This is a genomic window from Paucibacter sp. B2R-40, from assembly GCF_025717555.1.
In the GTDB taxonomy this organism is placed as follows: domain Bacteria; phylum Pseudomonadota; class Gammaproteobacteria; order Burkholderiales; family Burkholderiaceae_C; genus Paucibacter_A.
On record NZ_JAJIRP010000008.1, the window covers coordinates 272900 to 285445 of the forward strand.

The window sequence follows — 12546 nt, forward strand, 5'->3', positions numbered from 1 at the left end:
AACGCAAAGGAGAACTGTTATGCCTATTCATACCTGTACCGGCGCGCAGATGATGTGCACGATGGGCCTGGCGCCTTCGGTCTTCAATGCGACGCCCAAGAATGTGATCACCAGTTTTATGCCGGCCGGCAACATCATGGACAACAAGCCCATCATGAATATTCCGCCCTTCGGCATGTGCCAGAGCCCGTCCAATCCGACCGTGGCGGCGGCCACTGCGGCCGCACTCGGCGTCTTGACGCCCATGCCTTGCGTGCCGATGACGGTAGCACCCTGGGCGCCCGGCTCATCCACATTGCTGGTGGCGGGCTCGCCCGCACTCAACAACACCTCGAGCCTGGCCTGTAATTGGGGCGGGGTCATCAAAATCGCCAATCCGGGCCAGACCACCGAGATGATTCCGTGAGCGGCCTGGTTTACAAACTCAAGATTCAAGCAGACAGAGCTTTTTATGACATGGCATAACAAGGTTATGTGGACGGAGGGCATGTTCCTCCAGCCACAGCATTTCCAGCAGCAAGATCGTTATGTCTCGCGCCAATTGGATGGGCGCGTGGCCGCGCTGCTCGCCTGGGCCTGGGGCTTTGCTTCGCTGCAGATGGACGATGCGGCGCTTTTGCAGGGGCGCATCGCGCTCAATAGCGGGCGCGGTGTCTTGCCCGACGGGCTGGTGTTTTCGGTCCCCGCGGATGATCCGGCGCCGCTGGCCTTTGAGGTGCCGGCCGATGCGCGCGACCAAATCGTCGTGCTCGCCCTGCCTTTTGCACGCCCCGGCGTGGCCGAGAGCGATGTCGAGGTCAGCGAGGCCGCCATGCCGCCGCGCTTTCGGGCCATCGATATCGAGGCAGCCGACAGCCATGCGGCCAGCTTGCGTGAAGCGCCCTTGCAAATTGGGCGCCTGAATCTGCGTCTGATGTTGGCCCGCGATGCGGGAGAGGGCTACGCGACGCTGGGCGTGGCCCGCATCATCGAGCGGCGCGCCGATGGCCGCGTCGTTCTAGACAGCAACTATGTGCCGCCCATGTTGCACGCGCCGGCGCATCTGGTGCTTGACAGTTATTTGCGCGAGGTACACGGCATGCTGCATCAGCGCGGCGAGGCTTTGGCCGCCAGATTGGTGCAACCGGGCCGGGCCGGCGTTGGCGAGATTGCCGACTTCTTGCTGCTGCAAACGGTCAATCGCCAGCAGCCCTTGTTTGCTCATTTGCAGCGTTTGCCCGTCTTGCACCCGGAGCGCCTGTATCAGCAGTGCCTGGAGTTGGCCGGTGACTTGTCGACTTTCAGAGAGCAGCGCCGACCTGCGGCTTATCCCGAATACCGACATGATGATTTGGCGACTTGTTTTCGCGCGGTGATGGCCGATCTGCGCCAGTCGCTGTCCATGGTGCTGGAGCAAACCGCCATTCCGATCGAGTTGCAGGACCGCAAATTTGGTATCCGCGTCGCGTTGATTCCAGATGTGGAGTTGCAGCGCACGGCCAGCTTTGTGTTGGCCGTCAACGCGCAAATGCCGGGGGAAGTCTTGCGTGCCCGTTTCCCCACCCAGGTCAAAATCGGCCCGGCCGAACGGATTCGCGATTTAGTCAATTTGCAACTCCCCGGTGTCATGCTGCGGCCTATGCCGGTCGCACCGAGGCAGATTCCCTACACCGCCGGTTTCACCTATTTCGAGTTGGAAACGCGTGGCAACGAGTTGTGGAAGCAACTCGAAACCTCGGGCGGTTTGGCCATGCATATCGCCGGCGAATTCCCGGGCTTGGCCTTGGAGTTTTGGGCCATTCGAGGCTAAGGAAAACTGATGAGTCAAGCTGACAACAATCCCGATCCGTTTTCTGCCTTCGAATCCGATCGCACCATCATCAAGCCCAGCGGCAACCGCTCCCGCGCACCAGCCGGCGCTGCACCAGCGCCGGCAAACCCCGCGCAGCACGGCCTAAATTCTGACCCCGGCCCGGCCGGGCCAGCCGGCTTTGGCGAACTGCCGGCCCACGCCAGCTTGAACCCGCTGGTGCAAGCCGCCGCACCTTTGTTGGCCGCCGCACCGCGCCTGCGTGCGATGGCCAGGCACCCGAATCCGCAAGCCTTGCGGGCCTCCTTGGCCGAGGCCATCAGTCGTTTCGAGGCGGCGGCGCGGGCGCAGAACCTGCCCAATGAGCAAATCGTTGCCGCACGCTATATCTTGTGTACCTTGCTGGACGAGTCGGCCTCCAGCACGCCTTGGGGCGGCGCCGGCGCCTGGGGCGCGCAGAGCTTGTTGGTGCAGTTCCACAATGAGAGTTGGGGCGGCGAGAAGGTCTTCCAGTTGCTGACGCGCTTGGCCGAAAATCCAGCTCAGCACCGCAATTTGCTGGAGCTGGTGTATATGGCGCTGTCTTTGGGCTTCGAGGGGCGCTACAAGGTTTTGGACAATGGCCGCGCTCAACTGGACAGCGTGCGCGAGCGCTTGGCGCAGATGCTGCGCCAACTGGCCGGGCCGGCCGAGAAGACGCTGTCTACGCAATGGCAAGGCGTCCAAGAAGCGCCGAAGCGCCTGCGCGACGGCATCGCACCCTGGGTGGTGGCCGTTGCGGCTGCCTTGCTCTTGTTGATCGTCTTCATTGCGCTGCGCTTGAGCCTGAGTGCACAGACCGATCAGGCCTTCAGCGCGCTGCATGGGCTGGATGTCAAGGCCGTGGCTGCGGCGGCGCCCGCGCCGATTGTGCAGGCCCCGGCGCCGCCGCGTTTGGCGCAGTTACTGCAGGCCGATATTGATGCAGGGGCGGTGCAGGTGAAAGACCTCGCCGACCGATCCGTCGTCACCGTGCTGGGCGACACCATGTTCGATTCCGGCAGCGCGGATGTGGCGGCCCGAGCCACGCCCTTGTTCGGGCGCATAGCGGCGGCGCTCAACCAGGTGCCGGGTCGGGTCTTGATCAGTGGACATTCCGACAACCAGCCGATCCGCTCCTTGCGCTATCAATCGAATTGGCATCTCTCAATGGCGCGAGCCCAAAGTGCGCGCAGCCTCTTGGCCGCCACAGTGGCGCCTGAGCGTTTGACGGCCGAGGGCCGTGCTGACAGTGAGCCGGTGGCCGATAACGCCAGTGCCGAAGGCCGCGCACGCAATCGCCGGGTGGAGATCGCCCTGACGCCGGCTGCGGCGGATTGATCGCTGCATTGCCTAACGAACACGTCCAATGACTTTCACCATTTGCCCGCAAGCCGCTGGTTCAAGGCAAGGAATCCATCTATGAAACGCTTTTTCCAATGGCTGCTGAGCCCTGCCGTGCTGGGCACGCTGGCCCTGCTGGCCTTGTCCGCCATGATCTGGTGGCTGGGTCCGATGATCTCTTTTGGTCAAACTGCGCCGCTCAGTGGGATCTGGGTGCGGGTGATCGTGCTGTTGCTGATCTGGTCAGTTTGGCTTGGCCGTTTGGTTTGGCTTGCTTGGCAACGCCGCAAGACCAATGCCGCTCTATTGGCGGGTATGGGCGGCGGCCCCTCGGCCAGCGACAAGGAAGCGCAGGTCTTGGCGCAACGTTTTGCCGAAGCCGGCCAACGCCTGAAGGCCACGGCCGGTCGCTCCTGGTGGGGCAGCGAGCAATATTTGTACGAATTGCCCTGGTATATGTTTGTCGGCGCGCCCGGCTCTGGCAAGACCACCGCCTTGATGAACGCCGGCTTGCAATTTTTGCTTGCTGACACGACCAAGGGGGCAAATCTTGCTTCGGTCAAGGGCGTCGGCGGCACCCGCAACTGCGATTGGTGGTTCACCCAGGACGCCGTTTTGATCGACACGGCAGGGCGCTATGCGACACAGGAAAGCGACCGCGATGTTGACGCCAGCGCCTGGGATAGCTTCTTGGCTCTGCTGAAGAAAACCCGCCCGCGTCAACCCATCAATGGTGTCTTGCTGACCGTCAATATCCAGGACCTGCTGCAGCAAGGCCCGACCGAGCGCCAGGAACATGCGGCCAAGCTCCGCGCGCGGCTGCAAGAGCTGCAGACCAAACTCGGCGTGCGCGCGCCGGTCTATGTCTTGGTGACCAAGGCCGACTTGATAGGCGGCTTCAACGAGAGTTTCGAGGCACTGAACAAGGATGAGCGCGACCAGGTCTGGGGCTTCACGTTCGAGCATGCAAACGCGGCGCAGGATGATCCGCTGCGCGACTTTGCGCCGCTCTACCAGCAGCTGCAGCAACGCCTGGTTGATCAATTGGTCGACCGACTTGAGGGCGAACGAGATGTGCTGAGGCGCAATGCGATGTTTGCATTCCCGCAAGAATTTGCCGCCTTGCAAGCCGTATTGGCCGATTTTTTGCGGCTGGTGGTTTCGGGTGGCGGCAAGCTGGAAAGTGCGCCGCTGCTGCGCGGTGTCTACTTCACCAGCGGTACCCAAGAAGGCTCGCCGATTGATCGGGTCATGGGTGCGCTGGGGCGCTCCTTCGGCATTGATGCGCGCGCGGCGGCCGCTGGTGGCCGGGGCAAGAGCTTCTTCTTGCATCGCCTTTTGCGCGAAGTTGTGTTTGCCGAGCGCGGCCTGGGCGTGGTCTCGCAAGCGGCGGTGCGGCGGCGCCGTCTCAGTCGAGCCGTCGGCTTTGGCGTGATTGGCTTGGCTTCTTTGGCGCTGCTGGGCGGCTGGATGATCAGTCGCTCCCGCAACTTGGACTATGCGGCGCAAGTGGTCGAGCGTTTGCCAGCGCTGAAGGCCTCGCTTGATGCGCTGCCGCCCGCGAACAATGCCGACGTCAGTCCCTTGCCCGATGTCTTGATGCAGGTCCGAAACGTGGCCCGCAGTGACAGCTTCGAGCTCGCCGACCCGCCTATGCTGAACGGCCTTGGGCTCTACCAAGGCGACAAGCTCGACGCGGCGGCGCAGCTTGCCTACGCCCGACTGCTTGAAAAAACGCTGATGCCGCGCGTTGCCCGCCGGCTCGAGGAACGCTTGCGCGCCGCCTCCAAAGACAATCTTGAAAATGCCTACGAGGCGCTCAAGACCTATCAAATGCTGCATCTGCCGGAGCATTTCGACGCGCCGACCTTGCGCGCTTGGATCACGGTCGACTGGGATCAAAACTACGCCCGCATGGCGCCCGAGCAGCGCCAGGCGCTAGACGCGCATTTGGATGCCTTGCTGGCCTTGGGTCCCTTGCGACCCGCCATTGCCAAAGACGAAGCCTTGGTGGCGAATGTGCGCGATATGCTGGTCGCCTATCCGCTGGAATACCGGGTCTACAGCCGCATCAAACGTCAGTACCGGCCGGGCGAGATCCCAGAGTTCAGTGCTGCTGCGGCAGGCGGCCCGAACGCCGCGCAGGTTTTCACGCGCGCGAGTGGAGAGCCGCTTACCAAAGGTGTCTCGGGCCTGTATACCAAGCAGGGCTATGAAAAATTGATCAAGCCTGCGGTGCAAAAAACCACCTTGAAGCTGGCACAAGAAGAACCCTGGGTGCTGGGGCTGAAGCCGGATGCGGCGCGGCTGAAGGATCTGGCCGTGGGCACGCAGCTAACTGACAAGGTACGCAGGCTCTATTTCGAGGACTTCATCAAGACCTGGGACAAATTCCTGGCCGACGTGCGCTTGGTCAAGTTGGCCGGACTTGAGCGCAGCATTGCGGCGGCACGCATCCTGTCGGCAGTGGACTCACCGTTGGCGGCCTATATGCGCGGTGTCACAGCAGAAACGCGTTTGGTCCCTCCGGCTGGTGCGGCGGGTGCCTTGGATAAATTGGCGGCACAGGCCAAGAGCGAGGCTGCCAATTTGGCCGGTGCTGTATCCGATAACACGGCAGCCGACGCAGCCGGCGCGGGTGGGCCGCTGGAACGCATGGTGGATGATCATTTCGCCAATATTCATCGACAAGTGACGGGGCAGCCCGCGCCCATTGACGACACGCTGAAAATGTTCAACGAGCTCTACACCCAGCTCAGCGCCGTGGATGCAGCGCAAAAGAGCAAGTCGCCGCCGCCGCCCGGCGGTGCGGCAGAGAAGGTCAAAGCGGCGGCTGGTCAACAGCCAGAGCCGATCCGCGCCATGTTGGAACAATTGGCCGACGCCGGTGCCAATCAAAGCCGGGGCGCCGAAATTCAAGGATTGGCAGGCGAACTTAAACCCATCTCGGAGTTCTGCATGCGCGCCATCAATGGCCGCTACCCCTTTGCCAGCGGCGCACGCGCCGATGTGCTGCCGGAAGACTTCGGTCAGTTGTTTGGGGGGGGCGGCTTGATGGATGACTTCTTCCAGCGCAGGCTCGTCAATCTGGTCGACACCTCAGCCGCCAATTGGAGCTACAAGCCGCTGGCCGACGGCAGCAAACCGGTGGCGGCCGGATCGCTGGCCGAGTTCCAGCGGGCGGCGCGCATCCGCGAAGTGTTTTTCCGCAGCGGCGGTAAGCAGCCTGGCTTGAAGATCGAGCTGCGCGTGGCCGAGATGGACCCCGCGCTGAAGGAATTGCTGCTGGATGTGGACGGCCAGGTGCAAAAGCTGGTGGCCGGCGGTCAATCGATCAGCGTCACTTGGCCCAGCCAGCGGGTGGCTGCACAAATCAAGCTCAGCAGTGGTGCGGCGGGGGCCGCCGCGCCGGTCCTCTTCGAAGGACCCTGGGCCTTGTTCCGCCTGTTCGACCGTTTTGGCGTCGAGCCTTCGGCCGTGCCGGAGAAGTTCAGCATTCCCATCGTCCTGGACGGCAAGAAGGCGAGGGTAGACGTCATCGCGGCTAGCGTGTTCAATCCCTTCCAACTGAAGGAAGTGAAGCAGTTCCGTTGCCCGGCGGCCTTGTGACCGTGATGAGCACCTTGCCCGCTTGGTATGGCAAGTTGCCCGGGCTGGGTGACTTCGCCTCGCGCCGGATCGAGCCCGATTTCCTCGAGTTTTGGGATAACTGGTTAGCCGAAGGCATGCTGGCCCTGCGCGAGCGGGATCCCATTGCTTGGCTGGATGCTTACCTGGTCAGCCCGACCTGGCGTTTTCTATTGATGCCAGCTTGTCTGCCCGGGGCACTTGGTGAGCAGGCCTGGGCGGGTGTACTGATGCCCTCGGTGGACAAGGTCGGCCGCTATTTCCCTTTCACGATCGTACGTCGGCTGGCTCAGCCGCCTGGTTCTTTGCAGGGTTTGCAAGCGCTTTGGCAAGAATTGGGACAGCTGGACGATTTGGCCGCCGATGCCTTGCAAGATGATTGGAGTGCGGAGCGTATGGAGAGCGAGCTTGCCAGCTTGAAGCCTCCAAGCTCTGTCGAAAATGCACGCGCGCTTGCCGAGTCAGACTTGCCGCTGCTGGCTGGCGAGCTGTCCGCGTCGAGCAGCGGCTTAGATGCTGCGGGTCAGATCGTTGCAGAAGCCTTGCAGTTGTGGGGCCCGCAAGCGCGCGGCAGGTCTTATTGGTACGCCGCTGCCGCGCCATCACCGGGCAATTTGCGCCTGTGCTCGGGCTTGCCGCGTTCGTCCTCTAGCCTGCTGTGCGAGGCCAAGGCTAATCAAGCTCTGTGAAAAAGGCCGAATAGGACTTTTAACGACTGCGCTCGAAACGCATCCTCAAGTCTTGCAACTGCGCCGGTGTAACGCCCAAATTGCTTGCATCAAAGGCCCGCGAGTCAGGCGTGTGCATCAAGACGGCCTGCGTTTCATTGACCATCAAGAGTTCGTTATCAGGGTCGTAGTCCATGCCGGCCAACATGCGCCGGAACATCGCTCGCTCGGTCTTGCTCAAGCTCTTTTGCCAAAACTTCCAGCTTTGTTTTTGATAGGCCGGTCGTGTGAAAAATTCGCCATGGCTCAACTCATGTCGTAGCGTGGACTCACGCCGCAAGGCATCGACGCCTTCGTCCGCTTTGGTGGCGGGATCGTCGACTTGTTGCGCACTGAAGCTGATGACCGCCTGCTGGCCCGGCGCTTGCAAGCTGGCCGGCTCTTTCTCAGTTGGTGATGTGCCTTCCTTCAGCAAGCTTGCATCCAGCAAGGTGGCGCGCAGGCGCATCTCCTGTGCGTTCAATTTGATATCTTGCGCTTTGGATTGAGCAAAGAACTGCCTCATCTGCGCACCGGTGTAGTCGTGCCCAAAGTAGAAGGTTTCGGAGGTATCGCCCGACCGCTTCACCAAGGCGGCTAACTCATCGTCGCTCAGAACCCGGTCCCTTGTGCTGCTCTTTTTTTCGATGTAGGCGGCGGCCCGGTTGAAGGCCAGACCTTGCTCCAGCAGGTTGGGGAATTCAATCACCAACACCGCTGCATTACTCTGCAGGCGGGCAATGCGCCAGACGCCAGGCTTGTCGCTGCCTGCAAGCAACTGCTCAAGCGAAGCGGTTTCAATGTCGGCTTTGGGCGTGGCCGACATCACCGCGACCGGGATCATGGCCTGAGCCTGAGCTTGAGCTTGAGCCTGTGCCTGTGCCTGCGCCGGCCCTTGTTGCAATAGCGCTGTTTTGGTTTGCGGAGCTAGCACTTGAACTGGCGCGCTCGCTGGAGTTGCAGCCAACTCAGCTGGCTTGCCTGTGCCGGGTCGCAACATGCCCCACCAGAGCAAGAGGCTGAAAAGCAAGGCCGCTGTTGCTACCAACATCCAGATCAGATGGCGCCTTGAGGGGGTGCTGGACACCGCGTTCGCGCTCCCACCCGCTGCGACAGCGCTTGCATCGGAGGCATCGGCGCTGCGCCGGCGGCGCAGCGGGCGCCGGGAACGGTTCTTGGCGCGAGGCTCAGTCTTGGCGCTACGTCCGAGGGAGTTGGGTTCGGTAGGCATGGGTAGGGAATGGCAACGGCAACGGCAATGCCAAGGATACGTCCCGCGCGTCAAAAAACAGCAAACAGGATTGGCGTATCAATACCGTGCCTCTGCTTCCTTGGCGCAAGTATGGATATTCGCTTTCACCTGGTGCAAACCCTTGAAAAATTGAAGCTTTCAAAGGCCTACGATGCCGCTCTATCAGTGCGTTAGTTATAGGTTGGCTCAGGCCGACAAGTTTGAGGCGCATTTTGAACCGAGTCACTGGAGAACGCAGCGCTGCGTCTCGATTCGGTTGAAAATATTTGCGAGCCGGGTCTGAGTTGAGTGGTTCCCGCAAATTCGAGGAAACTGAGTCGCCAGGCGGCGAGCTTTGAGCGCGACAATAGCCGCCGACTTGCAATTCAATACCCGCCACTACTTTCATCGGCGGACGTCATCACATACGGACACACGGACCTCCCAGCACGCCATGAGCAGCCAGACTCCTGACGACGATCGCACCGTCATACGACCGCCCGCGAATAGCGAGCAAACGATAGCAGTGCCGCAGAGGGCTGCAATGCTGCCGCCTGCTCAAGCGACCGTCATGCCCTCGGCCAGTTCCATCGCCGCGGCCGCTGCATCGGCTTCAAATAGCCATAGCGCAGCCTCGAGCGCGGGGGAGAGTGGCAATGCCTTGCCTGTTGGCACGTATGTGGGTGAGTTCGAGTTGACCAGCGTGTTGGGCGAAGGCGGGTTCGGCATTGTCTATTTGGCCTGGGATCATTCGCTGGAGCGCAAGGTCGCGTTGAAGGAATACATGCCCTCAGCGCTGTCCGCTCGCGTTGGCAGCACGCAGGTGCAGGTCAAGTCGGCTCGCCACCGGGATACCTTCGAGGCCGGCCTCAAGAGTTTCGTGAACGAGGCCAAGTTGCTGGCTTCGTTTGACCACCCCTCCTTGGTCAAGGTCTACCGCTTCTGGGAGGCCAATGGCACTGCCTATATGGTCATGCCCTTCTACGAAGGCATCACCCTGAAAGACAAATTGCGTGAAATGGGCGAGCCGCCCGACGAGCAGTGGCTGATGAACTTGCTGGCGCCGCTGACCGAGGCGCTGGCAGTCATTCACGCTGCGAGCTGTTTTCACCGCGACATTGCGCCGGACAATGTCATTTTGTTGGGTGCAAACCAAAAGCCTCTGTTGCTGGACTTTGGCGCCGCCCGCCGCGTGATCGGCGACATGACGCAGGCTTTGACCGTTATTCTCAAACCCGGCTATGCGCCGGTGGAGCAATACGCCGAAGCGCCGAATATGAAGCAGGGCGGTTGGACCGACGTTTACGCCTTGGCCGCATCGGTGCATTTCGCCATCATGGGGCGCACACCGCCGACCTCGGTGGGCCGTTTGATGAGCGACAGCTATTTGCCGCTCGAGCAGGCGGCGGCCGGCCGCTACAGCCCACAGTTCTTGCGAGCGATCGACCGCGCTCTGCGTGTCCGACCTGAAGACCGCACCGCCTCGATCGCGGATTTGCGCGCTGATTTGGGGCTTGCTGGTGCAGCAAGCGTTGACGGTTCACCACCGCAAAGCATGTTTGTGGCGCCGGCGTCGGTTTCGACCCGCAGTGGTAGCCCCGCTCCCCGTGCGCAAGGTCAAACCGAAGTCGCCCAGGCAGCTCAGTCCGCTCAATCCGTAGCGGGCAAGAGCGGCGGCAAGGGGGTTTGGTTCGGCTTGGCTACCTTGCTGCTCGTGGCGGCAGGAGGGGGTGGTTATTTATTGACAAGCCCAAGCAAACCGAGCGCCACTCAGCCGAGCACGAAGGAAGCCGCAGTTGATGTAGCCGCCGTAACAGCGCCTGCAACCCGGGTTGCTCCAGTGCTTGCCCGGACCGACGCAGCGTCGGCAAGCTGGGATGCGCGCGAAGAATTCAGCAAGATCATTCAGAGTCAAACCAGCGGATTCACCGTCGAGGCGTCGAGCACAAAACCGCAGTTTCAGATTGACAAGGATTTTCTTGGCTTCAATGTCAAATCCGTGCGCGATGGTTTTGTGAACGTGTTGGTGCTGGGTCAAGACGGCTCATTGATACTGCTCTTTCCCAATAGCAAGGCCTCCAATAATCGCATCAAGGCCGGCCAAGTCATGTCCTTGCCGCAGAGCAGTTGGCCCATGGGAACCTTTGAACCACCCGGTCCGCAGCATTTTTTGGTAATCGTCAGTAGCCAGCCGCGTGACTACAGCGCACTGAGCAAAGAACGTGAATTCATGTTCCTCAAGCTGCCGACTGGCGAAAAAGCTGCGGAACTGGCCACAAGTTTGCAATCCAAGAACCAATTCTCAACTTCAATTTTGCTTGGCACCGGCAACAACTGCACGGCAAACAATTGCGACGAGTTCGGGGCGGCGCAGTTCAGTGTCGATGTGGTCCGCTGAGTTGCGCTGCTAGCTTCTGGCTTGGCAGGCAAGAGTCGCGGGCTGAGTTGCGTCTGATTCATCCGGGATGGCAGCATTGGAGCTGCCTGCATATGTCGTTTTGATGCGTTTAATTGGGCTGTCACCAGCGGCTGTTAACGTCCACGGCGTTTTGCCTTTCTCCCCCGGAATGAGTGCTTGAGACTGTGTGAATATTTTTAGAAAAACTTCAGATCTGGCCTCTTGTTCTTGCCTTAAAGTGCACACTGCTCTAAGACGTGCAGCTTTATTGATCCAGCGCAAAGCATCGCCTACCGAACCTAGTGAGAGCCTCTTAAATGAGTGATTTCGAAGCGATTGAAAACAAGGTGGCCGAATGGCTGCAGCCTTTGGCTGACGAGTCCGCGCCCTGCGGCCCCGACCTTGAGTACGACAACGACTTCCTGGCGCTGACGCAGGCTGCCGCAGGTAAACCCGAGTCTCAATTCGGTCCGGCCGAATTGCCCGTCTGGCGCAATGTGGTCAGCATGGCCGAGGCGCTGCTGGATCGCTCACGGGATCTTCGAGTCGCTATTGTGTGGCTGCGCGGGTGCATGCATACGCAGGGTTATGGCGCACTGCCCCGAGGCTTGAAATTGCTGCATGGTTTGATCAGCGATCAATGGGCGCATGTGCACCCGATGCCCGATCCTGACGATGGGGATCCTTATGCGCGGGTCAACGCCTTGACCTTGTTGCGCGAGAACGAAGGCCTGCTGGGCGATTTGCGCGCCGCGATGCTGATTGAAGATCGCAGCATAGGCATGATGACTGTGCGCGCGGTCGAGGTCGCACTTGGGCTCGCGCCGGCGCGCAGCGACGAAGAAGCGATGAGCCAGGGGCAGGTCAGTCAGATGTTGGCAGCGGCGCTGGCCAAGGATGCCGATTTGCGCAAGGACTGTCTGGAGGCTGTCACGCAAGTTCGGCAATTGATGTCGTTGCTCAACGAGGCGCTGGGCAGTGAGTTGGCTCCGGATTTGCGGCCGCTCTACGGTTTGGCCAATGGCGTGCTTGGCTGTCTGCCTGCTGAGGCGGAAATTGAAGCTAGCGACGAGGAATCCGAAAGCGCAGGCGAAGGCGGCGAATCTGCAAAAGGCGGTGGCGGGGCTGTGGCCAGCAAGAAAGGCCTGACCGGCACTGTGAATTCGCGTGAAGACGCGATCCGAGCCATCGCCATGGTCTGCGAATATCTTGAGCGGGCCGAACCCGCCAATCCTGCCCAGCTGTTTTTGCGCCGAGGCAGCCAGTTGATCAACCAGAATTTCTTGCAGTTGATGAAGATGTTGGCGCCCGATGCGCTGTCCGGCGTCGCTGGTTTGGTAGGGGTCGACCCTTACAGCATTGAAAGCCCTGAACAGTGATGATTCGCGCTGTTTGAATGGGCATTTCCTTTTTACATTTTTGTAATTCTTCA

At 60.8% G+C, this 12546-nt stretch carries 8 protein-coding genes; 7 read left to right on the plus strand and 1 reads right to left on the minus strand.

Annotated elements, in window-relative coordinates; all coding sequences use genetic code 11:
* Positions 1 to 19: 19 nt before the first annotated feature.
* From LNV09_RS17540 to tagF, 5 genes are all read left to right on the plus strand, one after another.
* Positions 20 to 406: a DUF4280 domain-containing protein gene (locus LNV09_RS17540; protein ID WP_263558357.1), complete on the plus strand. Its 387-nt coding sequence runs from the start codon at positions 20 to 22 to the stop codon at positions 404 to 406.
* A gap of 45 nt (positions 407 to 451) precedes the next feature.
* Entirely contained in the window at positions 452 to 1789 is a 1338-nt protein-coding gene (tssK, locus tag LNV09_RS17545) for a type VI secretion system baseplate subunit TssK (protein ID WP_263558358.1), read from the plus strand.
* Positions 1790 to 1798: 9 nt separating this feature from the next.
* Positions 1799 to 3148, plus strand: a complete 1350-nt coding sequence (locus tag LNV09_RS17550) for a DotU family type VI secretion system protein (RefSeq protein ID WP_263558359.1) — start codon at positions 1799 to 1801, stop codon at positions 3146 to 3148.
* 81 nt (positions 3149 to 3229) lie between these two features.
* Positions 3230 to 6760 carry a type VI secretion system membrane subunit TssM gene (tssM, locus tag LNV09_RS17555; protein WP_263558360.1) on the plus strand — a complete coding sequence of 1177 codons (3531 nt, stop codon included), beginning with the start codon at positions 3230 to 3232 and terminating at the stop codon, positions 6758 to 6760.
* A gap of 5 nt (positions 6761 to 6765) precedes the next feature.
* Positions 6766 to 7467 (plus strand): type VI secretion system-associated protein TagF, encoded by a 702-nt coding sequence (gene tagF / locus LNV09_RS17560; RefSeq protein WP_263558361.1) that lies wholly within the window; start codon positions 6766 to 6768, stop codon positions 7465 to 7467.
* A 19-nt stretch (positions 7468 to 7486) separates the two neighbouring features.
* On the opposite strand, the gene LNV09_RS17565 is transcribed toward tagF, so the two are convergent.
* Entirely contained in the window at positions 7487 to 8716 is a 1230-nt protein-coding gene (locus tag LNV09_RS17565) for a hypothetical protein (protein ID WP_263558362.1), read from the minus strand.
* 661 nt (positions 8717 to 9377) lie between these two features.
* Here LNV09_RS17565 and LNV09_RS17570 point away from each other — a divergent pair.
* Both LNV09_RS17570 and tssA read left to right on the plus strand, forming a co-directional pair.
* Positions 9378 to 11114, plus strand: a complete 1737-nt coding sequence (locus LNV09_RS17570; RefSeq protein WP_263558363.1) for a serine/threonine-protein kinase — start codon at positions 9378 to 9380, stop codon at positions 11112 to 11114.
* 317 nt (positions 11115 to 11431) lie between these two features.
* Complete coding sequence (gene tssA, locus LNV09_RS17575; RefSeq protein WP_263558364.1) at positions 11432 to 12493, plus strand: type VI secretion system protein TssA; 1062 nt, start codon at positions 11432 to 11434, stop codon at positions 12491 to 12493.
* The last annotated feature ends 53 nt before the right edge of the window (positions 12494 to 12546 follow it).

Coding starts and splice junctions, on each gene's coding strand:
- LNV09_RS17565 (WP_263558362.1), bottom strand. CDS start 8,716: ATGCCTACCGAACCCAACTCCCTCGGACGTAGCGCCAAGACTGAGCCT.
- tssM (WP_263558360.1), top strand. CDS start 3,230: ATGAAACGCTTTTTCCAATGGCTGCTGAGCCCTGCCGTGCTGGGCACG.
- LNV09_RS17540 (WP_263558357.1), top strand. CDS start 20: ATGCCTATTCATACCTGTACCGGCGCGCAGATGATGTGCACGATGGGC.
- tssK (WP_263558358.1), top strand. CDS start 452: ATGACATGGCATAACAAGGTTATGTGGACGGAGGGCATGTTCCTCCAG.
- tssA (WP_263558364.1), top strand. CDS start 11,432: ATGAGTGATTTCGAAGCGATTGAAAACAAGGTGGCCGAATGGCTGCAG.
- LNV09_RS17550 (WP_263558359.1), top strand. CDS start 1,799: ATGAGTCAAGCTGACAACAATCCCGATCCGTTTTCTGCCTTCGAATCC.
- tagF (WP_263558361.1), top strand. CDS start 6,766: ATGAGCACCTTGCCCGCTTGGTATGGCAAGTTGCCCGGGCTGGGTGAC.